This is a genomic window from Paenibacillus sp. FSL R5-0908, assembly GCF_038006245.1.
GTDB lineage: Bacteria > Bacillota > Bacilli > Paenibacillales > Paenibacillaceae > Paenibacillus_AQ > Paenibacillus_AQ odorifer.
In genome coordinates this window covers 7,135,601-7,151,474 of sequence record NZ_JBBOUV010000001.1, presented here as the reverse complement: position 1 = coordinate 7,151,474, position 15,874 = coordinate 7,135,601, and the positions used below count along the sequence as shown (strand labels likewise).

The window sequence follows — 15,874 nt, the reverse complement described above, 5'->3', positions numbered from 1 at the left end:
ATAGTATTGTATTACTAAGGTAAGGGAGGTTGTTAGCTATAGCTATTCAGGAAGGTACCATCATTTCATTTGAAGAAGTTACTAAGCAATATGACGACGAAGATCCGGTGTTAAAAGGAGTCAGCTTTGAGATAGAGCGCGGCAAATTCTATACACTACTTGGTCCATCTGGCTGTGGTAAAACGACTATTCTTCGATTGATCGCCGGGTTCGCTGAGCCAACGAGCGGTTCTATCTATTTAAATGGAAAAGTAATTAACCACATTCCCGCCAATGAGCGGCAGGTCAATACGGTATTTCAGGATTACGCATTGTTCCCACACCTGAACGTATTCGAGAATGTGGCTTTCGGACTGCGTATTAAGAAGCTTAAGAAGGACGTTATCACAAAGAAGGTACAGGAAGCGCTAAGCTTCGTTAACCTTGTGGGTTATGAGCAGCGTGCGATTAACGAAATGTCCGGCGGTCAGCGCCAGCGGGTTGCTATTGCCCGGGCGATTGTGAATGAGCCACAGGTTCTATTGCTGGACGAGCCTCTATCGGCGCTAGATCTCAAGCTGCGCACGGAGATGCAGTACATACTGCGGGAAATGCAGCAGCGGTTAGGCATTACCTTTATTTTTGTAACGCATGACCAGGAAGAGGCACTCGCGATGTCCGACTGGATTTTTGTCATGAATAAAGGAAAAATCGAGCAAAGCGGCACCCCTAACGATATTTATGATGAGCCGATTAACCGTTTTGTGGCGGATTTTATTGGCGAATCGAACATTGTGCCGGGAGTTATGATCGAGGATTATCTGGTGGAGTTTAACGGCCGCCGCTTCGAATGTTTCGATGCCGGGCTGAAACCGAATGAATCCGTAGAGATTGTTATTCGTCCTGAGGATTTGGAAATTTCTACGCTGGAACAGGGTAAACTACGTGTGCGGGTTGATTCCCAGCTGTTCCGGGGCGTACATTATGAAATCAGCTGTTATGATGAATCCGGGCATGAATGGCTTGTGCATTCTACGCGTAAGGCGACTGTAGGCAGTGAAATTGGCCTTTATTTTGATCCGGAAGCGATTCATGTTATGCGTTTCGGTGAAACGGAGGAAGAATTCGACAGACGTCTGGAAGCTTATGGCGAGGTGGAGAGTCATGAAGAATAAGGGCAAATCGTACTATCTCATCCCTTATTACCTCTGGATCGCATTGTTTGTAATTGCACCAGTAGTGCTTGTCATCTACTATTCGTTATTTGATTTGGATGGCCATATTACTCTGGATAATTACGTCAGTTTCTTCACCCCGGTATATTTAAAAATGACGCTGACCTCGTTCTGGTACGCGTTTCTGATTACAGCATTCTCTTTGCTGGTTGCCTATCCGGCGGCTTATCTGCTGACGAGAACCAAACATAAGCAGCTGTGGTTATTGCTGATTATTTTGCCGACATGGATTAATTTGCTGCTAAAAACCTACGCTTTTATAGGGATATTCGGTACATTTGGTCCGATCAATAATTTCTTTGATCTGCTTGGAATCGGAGAACAGCAAATTCTGTTTACGGGCTTCAGCTTTGTATTTGTATCTGTCTATATTTTTATTCCGTTTATGATCCTGCCGATATACAGCGCTTTGGAGGATTTGAATTTATCCTTGCTGGATGCGGCACGTGATTTAGGGGCTTCGGGCTGGACCACGTTTAGACGTGTTATTTTTCCGCTGACCATTTCGGGAGTACGCTCAGGCTGTATGGCAGTATTCATACCTGCGCTGTCCCTATTTATGATCACCCGCCTGATTGCAGGCAACAGGGTCATTACGCTGGGCACCGCAATTGAGCAGCATTTCCTGGTCACTCAGGACTGGGGCATGGGTTCTACAGTTGCAGTGTTTCTGATTGCCATTATGGCGCTGTTTATGATTATCACAGGCGGATCGCGGAAAGGGGCGCGGAATGAGAAATAAAAATGGATTCTCTAACCTCTACCTAGTTCTGGTGTTCATTGTTCTGTATGCACCTATCTTCTATTTAATGTACTATTCGTTCAACAGTGGGGGGACGATGCATAAGTTCGAGGGCTTTACGCTGGATTACTACCGTGAGGTAGTCCAAGATAAGCGCCTGATCATCATCGTAATCAATACGCTTGTGATCGCGCTGCTATCCTCGGCTATTGCGACCCTTATCGCTATTATTGGTGCGCTGGCCATTAAAAGTGTGCAGAATCGCCGCGCTAAGAACACCTTGCTGTCTCTGAATAACGTGCTGATCGTCAGTCCGGATGTCATTATTGGTGCTTCGTTCCTTATCCTGTTCACCATTGCTGGCATCAAGCTGGGCTTCGCGTCTGTTCTGCTCTCACACGTTGCATTCAGCGTACCGATTGCCCTATTGATGATTTTGCCGCATCTACAGGAAATGAGCCCTACATTGACGGATGCAGCCCGTGATCTTGGGGCAAGCCGTAAGGATGTGCTGACAAAAGTAATTTTGCCGATTATTAAACCAGGGATCTTCAGCGGATTTTTTATGGCGCTTACGTATTCACTGGATGACTTTGCGGTTACGTTCTTCGTAACAGGCAACGGTTATTCGACGTTATCGGTTGAGATATACTCTAGAGCCCGGCAAGGGGTGTCGCTATCGATCAATGCGTTGTCGACAATGATCTTCCTGTTCACCATTCTGCTCGTGGTTGGTTATTACTTCCTGACCCTTAAGAAAAATCGTCATAACACGGCAGAAGCTGTGGCGGAGCCTGTTGCAGAAGCGGGGGTGCCTAGATGAAACAGCTGATTAATGCTTTTCTGGCGATCCTTATCACGGCATTTGCGCTCATGTACTTGGGCTCTTGGATGAATTCGAGAGAGGGATATTCAGGTGGAAACACATTGACTATCTATAACTGGGGCGACTATGTTGATCCCGATCTATTGAAGGAATTTGAAAAAGAGACCGGCTTAACAGTCATTTATCAAACCTTCGATTCTAATGAAGCTATGTTGACCAAGGTTGAGCAGGGGGGAACTACCTTTGATGTTGTAATCCCTTCGGATTATGCCATTGCCAAGATGAAAGAAGAAGATCTGCTCATCCCGCTGGATCATAGCAAGATTTCGAATCTAAAGAATATTGATTCACGCTTTATGGACCTTTCGTTTGATCCGGGTAACAAATATTCTGTGCCTTATTTCTGGGGGACCGTTGGGATTATTTTCAATCCGGAAATGACTAAAGGCATGGACTTCACCAGCTGGGATTCTCTTTGGGACAGCAGACTGCATAATAACATCTTCCTGGTGGACGGAGCCCGTGAAGTGATGGGCATGGCCTTGAACAGCCTGCATTATTCCGTTAATGACAAGGATGAGGCACATCTGCAGGAAGCACTGACCAAGCTCAACAAGTTGTCTCCTAACGTGAAGGCGATTGTCGGTGATGAGATCAAGATGCTGCTGGCAAATGAAGAAGCTGCGGTTGGGATTGTCTGGTCCGGCGATGCTTCCGAGATCATGGACGAGAATGATAAGCTGGATTATGTAGTGCCGGAAGAAGGCTCGAACAAGTGGTTTGATAACATGGTTATTCCTCGGACAGCGAAAAATGTGGATGGAGCGCATCAGTTCATCAACTTCATGCTCCGCCCAGACGTCGCTGCTAAGAATGCAGAATACGTAGGTTATTCCACGCCTAACATTCCTGCGCTGGAGCTGCTTCCTGAGGAAACTTCTGAGGATACCCGTTTCTATCCACCTGCTGAAATTACGGACCGGCTTGAAGTATACGATAACCTTGGCAAACGGATGCTTGCTCATTATAATGAGCTGTTCCTAATGTTTAAGATGAATAAGAAGTAAGCTGACTAAAGCTAAAGCAATTTCGACATTAAGAGCGTCTACATACGGGTAACCGTGTTAGACGCTCTTTTTCGGTTTGATCATTGTGTAGCCTCAAGACAAACGACAGTTTAGCCGAAAGTATAATATAGTATAATAGTAAGAATGGACAACAGGAAAAGAGGAAACGAATGCCTACTATACTGGTTGCTGACGACGATGCGAACATTCGCGAGCTTGTCTGTTTATTTCTCCGCAATGACGGATTCGAAACAGTTGAAGCTGTGGATGGCAAGGAAGCGCTCGCCGTATATGCTGGAACAAATGTCGATCTTGTCGTGTTGGATATAATGATGCCAAATATGGATGGTTGGATGCTTTGTAAGGAGCTCCGCCGAGCTAATCCCGATCTTCCATTACTTATATTGACTGCCAGAGGCGAAACCTGGGAGAAAGTGAAGGGCTTCGAATTAGGTACGGATGATTATTTAACTAAACCCTTCGATCCGTTGGAGCTGACGGTCCGTGTTAGGTCATTGCTGAAACGATATCGGATCGGCTCCACGCAGATGATCCAAATTGGTAACGTCATCCTTGATCGGCAGACCTATAAGGTGATGAGAGGCACGGAGTCATTTGCCTTACCCCTCAAGGAGTTCGAATTGCTGTACAAGCTTGCTGGGACACCCGGACAAGTCTATACGCGCGAGCAGTTGATCGATCAAATTTGGGGAATTGATTATGCTGGAGATGATCGGACGATTGACGTGCATATTAAACGCCTGCGTGAACGGTTTGCGACTACCCCTGATTTTCGTATTGAGACGGTGCGTGGACTTGGCTACAGGCTTGAGGTGTACGAATGATTAGATCCATATATACACGCGTTGTACTGACCTTCCTAGCCTCCGTAATCGGGGGCACAATCATTGCTTTGTTTGTGGCAACTTGGGTATTCGAAGATAAACTGAACGAGAACACGCGAATTCCCTTATTGCATTTTGGACAGGATATTGTCAGGGTTTACGAGACCTTCCCATTTCGTGGAGCCAACTCTTTCGTAAGTGGAATGAAGCAGCTTGATTCCTACCACATCCGAATTTTCGATGAAGCGGGTAAATTCCAATCTTACGGAACGCTTAATGGGCACAAGCCGGTCCCTGTAACTATGGAAGAAATAAAAAAAGTTCTCGCAGGAGAAGTATATCAACCTCATAACAGGAATATTTCTGCGCTTCTCCTAGGCTTACAGCTGAGAACGGAAGACGGCACCAAAGCGATGTTTGTGGAGACGCTTAATCCCCCTTCCGTCACTGCCAGAAGGAACTTGGTATTAAATTTCTTGCTCTATTCATTGATAGCTGGAAGCCTTTTGATTCTGGTAGCTGCAATGTTCTTAGTCAGACCGATCAAGAAGCTAACCAAAGCGACCAGAAGAATAGCAGCTGGTGATTTTAACGTCGAGCTGAATATTAAGCAAACCGGAGAGCTAGGTACCTTGGCTCGCAGCTTTGAAGAAATGATGCACGATCTGCAGCAGCTTGAGCAGATGCGTAAGGAGTTTGTATCCAATGTGTCGCATGAGGTCCAGTCTCCGCTCACCTCAATATCTGGGTATGCGATTGCGCTCAAGCGAGTAGATCTTGCAGAACAAGAGCGAAATCGTTATCTGGATATTATTATCGCTGAAGCAGAACGGATGTCTAAAATGAGTGACAGCCTGCTGAAGCTGAGTTTATTAGAATCGCAGTCCCAGCAGCTACGGCTAACTACATTCAATCTGGACGAACAGATAAGAAGAGTAATCGTAGCAATTCAGCCGCAATGGTCAGCTCGTAACATCAGCTTCGACCTTGATCTGAAGCCTATTATCCTACTGGCTGATTATGACCTGTTAAGTCAGGTATGGACCAATCTCCTTGGCAACAGCATCAAGTTTTCTAAGGATAACAGTGTAATTAACGTCAGCCTCAAACAAGATATCAATAACGTGACCGTTCGGATAACAGACACTGGCATCGGGATTTCACTTGAGGATCAGCAACGTATTTTTGAACGGTTCTTTAAGGCTGATCGATCCCACAGTCGTAAATATGGTGGCAGCGGGATGGGACTTGCCATTGTTAAACAGATCGTAACGCTTCATAAAGGGGATATCCGCGTGGAAAGCGAACCCGGTCAAGGTACGACCATCGTTGTCACCCTGCCAATTATAGCGCCGACAGAGTAATTAGCTTCCAGGCGGTGCCTTGCGAGGGCTTGGATGCATCCCGTATTTTTCATTGCTACAGCAGTACTGGCAAGTTTTCTTGTCTTGTGCTGCCGTAGCATTTTTTTTACCTGTTCATTTTCAGTTCATATTGCCGTCATGAGGGGTACATCTTTGTTAGTTATGATCTCATTAGCGAAACATTAAGAGAGCTTAATAAACAGATTAAAGACAGGAGAAGATGAGGGTGACACAACAAGCGGACAAAAAAACGGGGAATGGACAGAAAAAACATAAACTGCGTAACCTGTTGCTCAAAATATTAGGAGCAATAGTGATCGTGGTCGTACTTTTTCTAGCCGTTGTCTATACAGTTAATGTGATCAGCAACAAAACAGACCAGAAAAAAATACAGCACTATGGCCAGTTAGTCCCTGTTGACGGGAAAAATATGAATGTTTTGATTCAAGGAGAAGGTAAACAGACGATCGTGCTCATACCAGGCTTTGGAACAGGAGCACCAGCACTTGATTTCAAGCCGTTGATTGATGAGTTATCACCATTCTACAAAGTGGTGGCGGTTGAACCGTTTGGGTATGGACTCAGTGATGAAACGAAAAAAGAACGAACTACAGAGAATATCGTTAGTGAAATTCATGAAGCCGTTCAGAATCTTAACATTGACCAATACATTCTAATGGGCCACTCGATTGGAGGTATTTACGGATTGGAATATGCGAAGAAATATCCAAACGAAGTGAGTGCTTTTGTGGGTATTGATAGTAGTGTTCCGGAGCAAGGCGGTATGGATGTTAAATTCCCAATTAAAAAATTAAAGCTGCTTAAAGATTCAGGGATTATAAGATTGGGCTTGCAATTAAGCGGTGACCCTTATGATGGACTGCCATTTGATGATGAAACCAAAAAACAAATGAAATTGATTTCGCTTAAAAATATGAACAATTCCACTACCTTAAATGAAATGGAACATATTTATCCTAACTTTGTTGCCTCCAGAGGCTTAACATTCGACAAGAATCTTCCCATTATCTTCTTTATACAAGCGAATAATACTACCGTGAAAGACTGGATTCCTCTGCATGAAGGGCAAGTCAAGGATTCTGTGCATGGAAAAGTAATGACATTTGAAGGCGGACATTACTTACATCATTCAAAATCGAAAGAAATCGTAGAGAACCTAAGGGTATTCATGGAAGAAGTTAAATAAAAAGAAGAAAACGCTCCGAACTCCTCATATGAGGGGGCGGGGCGTTTTTTTGGTTGTGATCGAAGATTATTTGATGCCGATTCTCATTCGGTAGCTGATCAGAACCTCTAATGTTCTGCCTTGAAAATGCTGTTCAACCGCGGCGGTGTAAGCGGCGATATCTTGCTCCAGCAAGGTAGCGTCTAGTTTCATTACGGTTTGCACTCCCCCTTGACTTAGGGTTAAACCGATATATCGCTGGGCGTCGCAGGACTCAAGGTTGTGGAATACGATTTCTCTGGCAAAAGAGAAGGCCCCACTAGCTTTGATCCGTGACAAATGGCCTTCTTTGTCCCATTTATGTGCTCTCTCCTCATTAGGCAAAAGCGAAGCTAGCCATTCTTCTGTTTTGGAGATCAGCTGGTTGTATTGTTCTTCTACATTTTGCTGAAGAGATAAAGGCCAATCGCAATCGTAGGCGGCAAATACTCCGCCTTTTTTTAAGACCCGGGAGATTTCTTGCAGTGTAGTTTCAGGATCCATCCAGTGGAATGATTGCGAGCAGGTAACTATGTCTACACTATCTGATGCAAGCGGAAGCTGGTTGGAGTAGCCTTGCACAAAAGTAATTGATTGGGGTGCTTCTAATCTGCTAAGTTTATCGATTGCTTTTCCCAACATATCTGGATTAGGCTCGACACCGATTACGCGTTCTGCGACATCCTTCCAGAGAAAAGTAGACAAACCCGTACCGCAGCCTATATCTGCGACGAGTGAAGGGGTGGTACCTAGGTAATCTGTTAGCAATTTGATAATCATCTCAGGGGCTTCGGGGCGGTAGCGGTCATATTCATTTTGAAAGCCCAGAAAGCGGTCGATGTTTTGTTTGCTGTTTTTTTCAGGTATCATGTGATCCTCCCTCATAGATCATGTTTATAGGTCTATTGTATAATCACTGGTTCGATAAGCCAAATAATGGTTGGCTGGAAGGTTACGCGGAATAAATAAAATCCCCGGAGAACACCTTATAGGTGTGGCCGGGGATTGTTAAACTATCTGGTAAATGCTAACGAAGCAGTGCTGGATCGATTGCAGGCACAAGTCCTTCTGCCGCAGCACGATCAAGCAGGGCAGAGATTGCGGCATAGCCGTCATCACCCAGATTCATCGAGAAGTCATTCACGTAGAGATCGATGTGGGATTTAGCCACTTCAGGAGCCAACTCTTGAGCATGGCTAAGCACATAGTCCCTGGAATCCGTAGGATGATCCCACGCATACTGAAGAGAGCTGCGAATCCAGCCGGTGATAGCATCGGCATCTAAATCACGGCGGGCAATGATAGCGCCGAGTGGAATGGGCAGTCCGGTATCGCTTTCCCACCAGCTGCCTAAATCAGTCAGCATATTAAGACCATACGAGGCGTAAGTGAAGCGGGCTTCGTGAATTACCAGCCCCGCATCGATATGGCCATCCCGTACGGCAGGCATAATCTCATCGAAAGGCATTACGACTATTTCGCCGATGCTTCCAGTTACATTTTGTGCTGCCCATAATCGGAAAAGCAAATAAGCCGTAGAGCGTTCGCTAGGCACAGCAATCCGGCGTCCGGCTAGCTTTTCTGGGCGTTTGATCGCATGGGGTCCACTTGCTGTAAGCAGCAGCGGGCCGCAGCCGCGACCTAAAGCGCCGCCGCATGGCAGCAGTTTGTACCGCTCCAGAACCCAAGGCAGCGCAGCGTAGGAGATTTTGAGGACTTCTGGTCCTTCTCCGTCAGCGGCCAGCGTATTGGTAATATCAATGTCGGCATAGGTTACATTCAGCTTAGGTGCATTCGGGACAAGCCCGTGCGCCCAGGCATGAAATACAAAGGTATCGTTAGGGCAAGGGGAAAAAGCGATATTAAGCTCAGTTGTCATTACAGCACCTCCAGTAATATAGCGGCTGCCGCCGTTAATGCTTCCATTGCATCACCGATCTTCCAAGCGGCCCGGTCGCGGGGACCGACCGGGTTCGAGATGGCGCGGAGCTCCAGTACCGGGAGCCCCAGCGCCTGGGCGGCCACGGCGACTCCGTGGCCTTCCATTGCTTCCGCGACGGCATGGGGATGCCGCGCGAGATGGGCGGCGGCCGTCTCCGCGGTGCCGGTCGCCGTCGAGACCGTAAGCACGGTGCCCGTGCTTACGGGTAACCCGGCCGCTGCCAGCGCGGCCGAAACCGCTTGCACCGCGCCGCGGTCAGCCAGCACGGACACGCTGCCGAAGCCGAGCTCGGCAGCGCTGCGGAAGCCCTCCGGCGTCTCGGCCCCGAGGTCGGCGGCAATCATCTCGCTGGCTACAACCAGCGAGCCTAAAGGTGCCAGCCCCGGGAATCCGCCGCCGATCCCGACGCTCAATACGCAGCCGTAAGAACCGGCTGCGAGTGCCGCGGCGGTTCCCGCCGCCGCCGCTGCCGGCCCAGCGCCGGCAGCGATAACATGGAACCTGTCGCTGCCTTGCAGGCCGCGCAGGACCGCGTCACGCTCCGCGTCTACGGCTGTCACGATCAGCACGCGTCGTGCTCCAGCCTGCCCCTCCATAGCTTCTTCGGTAGGGGTTGGGTTGAACGAACTCATCAGGTTGCCTCCTTTAGGGTATTGAAATCGCTTACTAAAGAGTCATTCGTAAAGACAAGAATACGCCCTTTTATAGGTCAGGTCAAACTTGGGGTAATTTTTATCACTCCCTGGAAAGTGTCATAGGAAAACTTACCGGTCTCTAGACGGAAGTGACTTTTTTAGCGATGAGGTTGACAAGGAGGATGGGAAGTCGTATAGTTATCTTAACTTAAAGATATTTAATGTAAAGACAAATAAATGGATTGAATACTAGTTTGATTGAAGTGGAGGTGGAATTGATGAGTGATAAACAAGTAAATCTGCGTAATACAGAGAGTGCACCTGACGAAGAACAAGCCGCCTCACTGAAATTGTTTGTAGTCTTATCTAAGGCTTATAAGAGCCTAATGGATCATGCGGTGAAGGATATGAAGAGTTATGGCTTGGCTTCGGCTGAATTCATGGTGCTTGAAGTACTTTACCATAGAACGCGGATTCCGCTGCAACAGATCGGGGAGAAGATTCTCGTTACGAGCGGAAGTATTACCTATAATATCGACAAGTTGGAGAAAAAGGGACTGCTGAAACGTGTACCCTGTAGCGAGGATCGCCGCGTTACTTATGCGGAGATTACGGATGCAGGCCGTGAACTGTTTGATGAGATTTTCCCTCGTCATGTAGCCTCAATTCATGATTTGATGGGTGGATTAGATAAGGAAGAGAAAGTCCAGGCTATCGAATTAATGAAAAAGCTTGGCAAAGGTGTGTAGGCGCTGCGAACATGACGAATAACTAGGCGCCTCTATAAGGTTGGAAGTAGTTCGGCTCCATCCTCATTCTCCCAACTCCAGTAAGTATAAGTGAAACCCTGCTTTTTTGGGTATATCACTAATAAGATATTTAACTTAACGAAGCCAGGTAGCCATTTACTTAAGATTACCTGATATTTCGACTGGGGGCTTGGCCATGAAATGGCAGGGAAGAAGAGGGAGTTCGAACGTGGAGGACCGCAGAGGCATGAGCGGCGGTGGCAAGATGATTGGTGGCGGGATCGGAGGAATTATCCTTGTCCTGGTCATCACATTACTCAGTGGAGGCAATGCCGGGGATATCCTGGGAAGTTTGACTTCCACAGGCTCCAGTTCAACGGCCCCTTATGAACAGACCGCAGAGGAGCAAGAGCTTGCGGAGTTTGTATCGGTAGTTCTTGCCGACACAGAGGAGGTTTGGGGTGAAATTTTTCAGCAGCAGGGAATGACATATACGGACCCCACCTTAGTGCTATACAGTGGGAGTGTAGACTCTGCTTGCGGAACAGCCACCTCGGCAGTTGGTCCCTTCTACTGTCCGGGCGACGCCAAACTGTATATTGATCTGAGCTTTTATGATGAGTTGCAGCAACGCTTTCATGCGCCGGGCGACTTCGCCATGGCTTATGTTATTGCCCATGAGGTTGGACATCATGTACAGACATTACTAGGCACCTCGAAACAGCTCGATTCCCTTCGTCAGACGTTGAGCGAGAAGGAGTACAACAAATATCAGGTTCGTTTTGAGCTGCAGGCGGATTATTTCGCCGGTGTCTGGGCCAATCATGCTCAGGGTATGAATCTGCTGGAGGAAGGCGACTTAGAGGAAGCTCTGGCAGCTGCAAGCGCCGTCGGCGATGATACGATTCAGAAGCAGGCCCAGGGCTATGCAGTGCCGGATAGTTTCACTCACGGTACCTCAGAGCAGAGAAAGCGCTGGTTCTACAAAGGTTTTAACTCGGGTACGATTAAGGGCGGCGATACGTTTAACGCCTCCGAGTTGTAGATAGAAGAGGGAAGAGGAGAGCAGCCCATAGGTTATTCCGGTTCGCCGGGCGCTCTTTTTTACCCAATATCTTAACATTAAGATAATTAAATCAAAGGAATAGGGGAATGTAAAATGATAAGTGTAGGACTGTTATTAATGAGATTGGTGATTGGACTTGCGTTTATAGGACATGGTGCACAAAAGCTATTTGGATGGTTCGGAGGTTACGGTCCGAAGGGTACGGGAGGCTGGATGGAGTCCATCGGAATCAAACCGGGTGTGACTATGGCGATTTTAGCAGGGATTATGGAGCTGGTGGGCGGATTTATGTTCGCGGCAGGACTGTTAACGCCTGTTGCAGCGGTGTTGATCGCTGCCACGATGCTGGGGGCAATCGTTAAGGTTCATGCTCCAAATGGTTTCTGGTCCACTTCGGACGGGATTGAGTTTCCGCTCACGGTTCTGGTATTTGCGGTAGGTGTGGCGCTTACGGGACCAGGTTCGATTTCTCTAGATGCATTGTTTTTTAACTAAGAAGGGAGTTTATAATAATGACACTTCAAACTGCAGGAATACACCATATTACAGCTTTTGTCGGAGACGCTCAGCGCAATGTTGATTTCTACGCCGGGATTCTGGGTCTACGGCTCGTGAAAAAAACGATTAATTTTGATGCTCCAGAGGTCTATCATCTATACTTTGGAAATGAGCAGGGTTCGCCGGGAACGATTATTACATTTTTTCCTTCACCTGTAGGGCGTAGAGGCAGAATCGGCAGTGGTCAAGTTGGCGTAACGATCTACGCAGTGCCGGTCGGTGCTCTGAAATTCTGGGAACAACGCCTTGCTGAATACGGAGTTTCGGTTACAAAAGGAAGTCGGATCTCGGAACCCTATTTAGCTTTTGCCGATTACGACGGTCTGCGGATTGAACTGGTGGAACGTGAGGAAGGCCCGCTCAGTAAGTGGTCCTTTGGTGGGATTCCTACTAAATACGCAATCAAAGGTTTTGGCGGGGCTGTGCTGTATAGCAGCAATCCGTTGCAAACAGCCGAGACACTTGTTCATACGCTGGGTATGGAACATATTGCTGACGGAGATGGATATACTCGCTATAGAACCAATGGGGAGCTAGGTAATATTATTGATTTGAAGACATCACCCGTTCCGCTCGGAGCGGGAGGTGCAGGGACCGTTCATCACATCGCGTGGCGCGCAAAGGATGATGCAGAGCAACTGGAATGGTCGCGACTTGTACAGAGTCATGGGCATAGACCTACACCCGTTCAAGACCGTCAGTATTTTAATGCGATCTATTTCCGTGAAAGAGGAGGAATCCTGTTCGAGATCGCTACAGATCCTCCAGGTTTTGCCCGTGATGAAGCCCCAGATGCGTTGGGTGAAAAGTTGATGCTGCCGTCCTGGTTTGAGCCGCATCGCGCGGCTATCGAAGAAAACTTAACGCCTATTCAAGTAAGAGAAATTGAGGTGAAGCAGGGATGATTCATGTATTCCGTAAAGGTAAAGATATAACTAAACCTACGTTAGTGTTGTTTCATGGTACAGGTGGTAATGAGCAGGATTTGCTGCCGCTGGCTGAGATGTTATCTCCAGATTCATCGGTGCTAGGTATACGGGGCAATGTGCTGGAGAATGGCATGCCACGATTCTTCCGTCGGCTGGCGGAAGGAGTGTTCGATGAAGCGGACTTAGTTTTCCGTACCCACGAGATTAAGCAGTTTCTGGATGAGGCGGCAGAGAAATACGGGTTTGATGCCAACAATCTGGTAGCGGTTGGTTACTCTAACGGTGCAAACATTGCTGGTAGCCTTCTGTTTCATTATAAGGACATTTTCCGCGCGGCAGTGCTGTTGCATCCGATGGTGCCATTACGCAATGTGGAGCTTCCTTCTCTTGAAGGGGTGTCCATCTTTATTGGGGCAGGTACGAATGATCCGCTAATAGCATCTACGGAAACTCAGGAGCTAGAGGGGATTCTGCAGAAAGCAGGCGCTGAGGTTACAACCCATTGGGGCAACCAAGGTCACCGCTTGAGTATGGCGGAAGCCGATGCTGCCAAAGTTTGGCTACAGGGGTTTAGCACATCTCCAAATGCATAAAACAATTAGGATAACCGCCTTTTGGCGGTTATTTTTAAGTTATTAGCCCCGAATGAGGCCTTATAAAAGGATTGATCATTTGAGTTCCTTTACGTTAGTATGAAGAATACAAAAAAAGGCCCCCGGGTTGCTTTAGAAAGGTTGACGTAAGGATCATGATTGGAATACAAAATGCTAATAAACTTGCTGTAGATGGACCCTCAAGGAAGCAGAGATTACAACTTGCTGTTATTCTGGGCTCCATTACAACCATTGGACCGTTGTCGATTGACATGTATTTGCCAGCGCTGCCTACACTTGTCGACGATTTCGGTACGACAGCTGCTTTGGTGCAGCTAAGTCTTACCTTCTTTTTATTGGGACTGGCCTCGGGTCAGTTAGTAGCTGGACCACTGAGTGATGTATATGGACGTCGCCGTCCACTGCTTATAGGGATGTTCATCTATGCTGTTTCCTCAGTGCTATGTGCTTTTAGCCCTTCGATTGGACTTTTAATTGTTTTGCGGTTTATTCAAGGTCTTGCTGGTTCAGTGGGTGTAGTTGTCTCTAGGGCGGCTGTGCGTGATCTGTACAGTGGCTCTGAACTAACGAAATTTTTCTCTTTATTGATGATTGTTAATGGTCTGGGTCCGATTTTGGCACCAGTCATTGGAGGACAGCTCTTAAGAGTGACTACATGGCAGGGGATATTCCTCGTATTATTTGCTGCCGGAATTATCTTCTGCTTGACGATTCTCCTGCGCTTGCCTGAGACATTGCCGAAGGAGCGGCGCTCCAAGAGTGGATTGAAGGGTACTCTGCTTACCTTTAAGGTGTTACTTGGCAACCGCAAGTTTATGGGTTATGCCTTGTCCCAAGGCTTTGTTACAGCGTCTATGTTCGCTTATATCTCGGGGTCATCTTTTGTTTTGCAAAATATTTTTGCGGTTACTCCGCAGATATACAGTTTGATCTTTGCTGTGAACGGGATTGGGATTATTATTACAGGTCAAATTGCCGGCAGACTAGCTGGTAAGGTGAGTGAAACGAAGCTGCTGCTTAGCGGGTTGCTGCTCTGTACAACGGGGGGCGTCTTGCTGCTGCTTACGATCCTGGTAGGGGGAGGGCTGATCCCTATTCTAATCTGTCTGTTCGCCGTTGTCTCCAGTGTGGGGATTGTCGGAGCAACCAGCTTCTCACTGGCGATGCAGGACCAAGGAGAAGCCGCAGGCAGTGCTTCGGCCTTAATCGGACTCTTACCGTTGCTGCTTGGTAGCTGTGTAGCACCGCTTGTGGGTCTTGGGGGCGTAGACTCAGCACTTCCGATGGCAATTGTGATTGCCTGTACGGGTGTTCTCTCTATTCTGTCTTATTTTCTGTTGGTCAGACGCGGGAATTCTAATTCCTAACAGTTTATCCTTAAAACCTTGAAAGAGAGCAATACTTTCAGCAAACTTTCAGCGGGTTTTAACGTTCCTTATCTGCAAAAGGATTATATTGGAGGTAAGGAAGGGAGGGATGATTATGAGTATATCCGCAGTCTCAGGTTCTACATCGTATACTACCTCGACGTCTAGTACCACAGATACCAGCGCGCTCGAGAAACAAAAAGCGAAGCTGGAAGCCGAATTGGACAAGATTGACGCCAGCTCGGATGACGCGAAGACCAAAGAAACGAAAACGAAACAAATTGAGCAGCAAATCAAGCAGATCGAGGCACAGATTTCCCAGAAGTCGCAGAGCAGTGCTTCCGCAGCAAGCAGTAGTGCAGAAGCACCTGCCAAACCTGCAAACAATGCACTTGCTGCGGCAAGCCCGCAAGAGATCGCTAACGCAACAACGGATAGCCAAGGCAGATTTGATATCCGTGTATAAACCATACTAAATCGTGTTACATAACAAAAAGGGCATCCTTTGCCGTGAGGGATGTCCTTTTTGTTATGTATTTTTAAGATTAGACTACAATTTAAATGTTCTTTTATCACATTGTTGGCCAATACTAGAAAGATACCCTTAAAATAAAGTTCCGTCATATTGATCTGTCCAGCTTCGTACTATATTAACTATGCTTATCCTCATTTCCCAAAAAATCTTTAGCTGTTGCAGGGGTTAGGGATTTGCTGGCAGTCTAATAGAGTAG

17 protein-coding genes are annotated in these 15,874 nt (G+C 47.2%); 14 read left to right on the top strand and 3 right to left on the bottom strand.

Annotated features, from left to right (window positions below; all coding sequences use genetic code 11):
* The first annotated feature begins 44 nt into the window (after positions 1–44).
* The 7 genes from MKZ09_RS32695 to MKZ09_RS32665 all read left to right on the top strand — a co-directional run bounded on the left by MKZ09_RS32695 (position 45) and on the right by MKZ09_RS32665 (position 7,265).
* Positions 45–1,154 carry an ABC transporter ATP-binding protein gene (locus MKZ09_RS32695; protein WP_036682445.1) on the top strand — a complete coding sequence of 370 codons (1,110 nt, stop codon included), beginning with the start codon at positions 45–47 and terminating at the stop codon, positions 1,152–1,154.
* Positions 1,144–1,956, top strand: a complete 813-nt coding sequence (locus tag MKZ09_RS32690; RefSeq protein ID WP_036682096.1) for an ABC transporter permease — start codon at positions 1,144–1,146, stop codon at positions 1,954–1,956. Before MKZ09_RS32695 ends, MKZ09_RS32690 begins: the two co-directional genes overlap by 11 nt.
* Positions 1,946–2,779, top strand: a complete 834-nt coding sequence (locus tag MKZ09_RS32685) for an ABC transporter permease (RefSeq protein WP_076202013.1) — start codon at positions 1,946–1,948, stop codon at positions 2,777–2,779. Before MKZ09_RS32690 ends, MKZ09_RS32685 begins: the two co-directional genes overlap by 11 nt.
* On the top strand, positions 2,776–3,849 hold the full coding sequence (locus MKZ09_RS32680; protein WP_076132686.1) for an ABC transporter substrate-binding protein: 1,074 nt from the start codon (positions 2,776–2,778) through the stop codon (positions 3,847–3,849). Before MKZ09_RS32685 ends, MKZ09_RS32680 begins: the two co-directional genes overlap by 4 nt.
* 170 nt (positions 3,850–4,019) lie before the next feature.
* Entirely contained in the window at positions 4,020–4,694 is a 675-nt protein-coding gene (locus MKZ09_RS32675; protein ID WP_076132684.1) for a response regulator transcription factor, read from the top strand.
* On the top strand, positions 4,691–6,058 hold the full coding sequence (locus MKZ09_RS32670; protein WP_036682088.1) for a sensor histidine kinase: 1,368 nt from the start codon (positions 4,691–4,693) through the stop codon (positions 6,056–6,058). The genes MKZ09_RS32675 and MKZ09_RS32670 overlap by 4 nt, the downstream gene beginning before the upstream one ends.
* 226 nt (positions 6,059–6,284) lie before the next feature.
* On the top strand, positions 6,285–7,265 hold the full coding sequence (locus tag MKZ09_RS32665) for an alpha/beta hydrolase (RefSeq protein ID WP_036682085.1): 981 nt from the start codon (positions 6,285–6,287) through the stop codon (positions 7,263–7,265).
* 66 nt (positions 7,266–7,331) lie between these two features.
* Here MKZ09_RS32665 and MKZ09_RS32660 read toward each other — a convergent pair whose 3' ends face one another.
* The 3 genes from MKZ09_RS32660 to MKZ09_RS32650 all read right to left on the bottom strand — a co-directional run bounded on the left by MKZ09_RS32660 (position 7,332) and on the right by MKZ09_RS32650 (position 9,857).
* Positions 7,332–8,153, bottom strand: a complete 822-nt coding sequence (locus tag MKZ09_RS32660) for a class I SAM-dependent methyltransferase (protein ID WP_076132682.1) — start codon at positions 8,151–8,153, stop codon at positions 7,332–7,334.
* 157 nt (positions 8,154–8,310) lie between these two features.
* Positions 8,311–9,162 carry a 1,4-dihydroxy-6-naphthoate synthase gene (locus tag MKZ09_RS32655; RefSeq protein ID WP_076202010.1) on the bottom strand — a complete coding sequence of 284 codons (852 nt, stop codon included), beginning with the start codon at positions 9,160–9,162 and terminating at the stop codon, positions 8,311–8,313.
* Positions 9,162–9,857 (bottom strand): futalosine hydrolase, encoded by a 696-nt coding sequence (locus tag MKZ09_RS32650; RefSeq protein WP_081394172.1) that lies wholly within the window; start codon positions 9,855–9,857, stop codon positions 9,162–9,164. The genes MKZ09_RS32655 and MKZ09_RS32650 overlap by 1 nt, the downstream gene beginning before the upstream one ends.
* Positions 9,858–10,138: 281 nt before the next feature.
* Here MKZ09_RS32650 and MKZ09_RS32645 point away from each other — a divergent pair, with 281 nt between their 5' ends.
* The 7 genes from MKZ09_RS32645 (at position 10,139) to MKZ09_RS32615 (ending at position 15,609) form a co-directional block, all read left to right on the top strand.
* A complete protein-coding gene (locus tag MKZ09_RS32645; RefSeq protein ID WP_036682080.1) occupies positions 10,139–10,609 on the top strand; it encodes a MarR family winged helix-turn-helix transcriptional regulator in 471 nt (156 codons plus the stop codon).
* A gap of 196 nt (positions 10,610–10,805) precedes the next feature.
* Entirely contained in the window at positions 10,806–11,654 is an 849-nt protein-coding gene (gene ypfJ / locus MKZ09_RS32640) for a KPN_02809 family neutral zinc metallopeptidase (RefSeq protein WP_038573724.1), read from the top strand.
* 114 nt (positions 11,655–11,768) lie between these two features.
* The gene (locus MKZ09_RS32635) at positions 11,769–12,170 is read left to right on the top strand and encodes a DoxX family protein (RefSeq protein ID WP_076132676.1); all 402 of its coding nucleotides are present in this window, start codon (positions 11,769–11,771) and stop codon (positions 12,168–12,170) included.
* A 17-nt stretch (positions 12,171–12,187) separates the two neighbouring features.
* On the top strand, positions 12,188–13,138 hold the full coding sequence (locus MKZ09_RS32630; RefSeq protein WP_076132674.1) for a ring-cleaving dioxygenase: 951 nt from the start codon (positions 12,188–12,190) through the stop codon (positions 13,136–13,138).
* Positions 13,135–13,755, top strand: a complete 621-nt coding sequence (locus MKZ09_RS32625) for an alpha/beta hydrolase (protein ID WP_076132672.1) — start codon at positions 13,135–13,137, stop codon at positions 13,753–13,755. Before MKZ09_RS32630 ends, MKZ09_RS32625 begins: the two co-directional genes overlap by 4 nt.
* 155 nt (positions 13,756–13,910) lie before the next feature.
* Complete coding sequence (locus MKZ09_RS32620; RefSeq protein ID WP_076132670.1) at positions 13,911–15,143, top strand: multidrug effflux MFS transporter; 1,233 nt, start codon at positions 13,911–13,913, stop codon at positions 15,141–15,143.
* Positions 15,144–15,258: 115 nt separating this feature from the next.
* Complete coding sequence (locus MKZ09_RS32615; RefSeq protein WP_076132668.1) at positions 15,259–15,609, top strand: FlxA-like family protein; 351 nt, start codon at positions 15,259–15,261, stop codon at positions 15,607–15,609.
* Positions 15,610–15,874: the final 265 nt, after the last annotated feature.

Excerpts from the sequence above, each read along its gene's own strand:
- MKZ09_RS32625 (WP_076132672.1), top strand. The coding sequence starts at position 13,135 with ATGATTCATGTATTCCGTAAAGGTAAAGATATAACTAAACCTACGTTA.
- MKZ09_RS32630 (WP_076132674.1), top strand. The coding sequence starts at position 12,188 with ATGACACTTCAAACTGCAGGAATACACCATATTACAGCTTTTGTCGGA.
- MKZ09_RS32615 (WP_076132668.1), top strand. The coding sequence starts at position 15,259 with ATGAGTATATCCGCAGTCTCAGGTTCTACATCGTATACTACCTCGACG.
- MKZ09_RS32645 (WP_036682080.1), top strand. The coding sequence starts at position 10,139 with ATGAGTGATAAACAAGTAAATCTGCGTAATACAGAGAGTGCACCTGAC.
- MKZ09_RS32655 (WP_076202010.1), bottom strand. The coding sequence starts at position 9,162 with ATGACAACTGAGCTTAATATCGCTTTTTCCCCTTGCCCTAACGATACC.
- MKZ09_RS32635 (WP_076132676.1), top strand. The coding sequence starts at position 11,769 with ATGATAAGTGTAGGACTGTTATTAATGAGATTGGTGATTGGACTTGCG.
- MKZ09_RS32680 (WP_076132686.1), top strand. The coding sequence starts at position 2,776 with ATGAAACAGCTGATTAATGCTTTTCTGGCGATCCTTATCACGGCATTT.
- MKZ09_RS32620 (WP_076132670.1), top strand. The coding sequence starts at position 13,911 with ATGATTGGAATACAAAATGCTAATAAACTTGCTGTAGATGGACCCTCA.
- ypfJ (WP_038573724.1), top strand. The coding sequence starts at position 10,806 with ATGAAATGGCAGGGAAGAAGAGGGAGTTCGAACGTGGAGGACCGCAGA.
- MKZ09_RS32660 (WP_076132682.1), bottom strand. The coding sequence starts at position 8,153 with ATGATACCTGAAAAAAACAGCAAACAAAACATCGACCGCTTTCTGGGC.
- MKZ09_RS32670 (WP_036682088.1), top strand. The coding sequence starts at position 4,691 with ATGATTAGATCCATATATACACGCGTTGTACTGACCTTCCTAGCCTCC.
- MKZ09_RS32690 (WP_036682096.1), top strand. The coding sequence starts at position 1,144 with ATGAAGAATAAGGGCAAATCGTACTATCTCATCCCTTATTACCTCTGG.
- MKZ09_RS32675 (WP_076132684.1), top strand. The coding sequence starts at position 4,020 with ATGCCTACTATACTGGTTGCTGACGACGATGCGAACATTCGCGAGCTT.
- MKZ09_RS32685 (WP_076202013.1), top strand. The coding sequence starts at position 1,946 with ATGAGAAATAAAAATGGATTCTCTAACCTCTACCTAGTTCTGGTGTTC.
- MKZ09_RS32650 (WP_081394172.1), bottom strand. The coding sequence starts at position 9,857 with ATGAGTTCGTTCAACCCAACCCCTACCGAAGAAGCTATGGAGGGGCAG.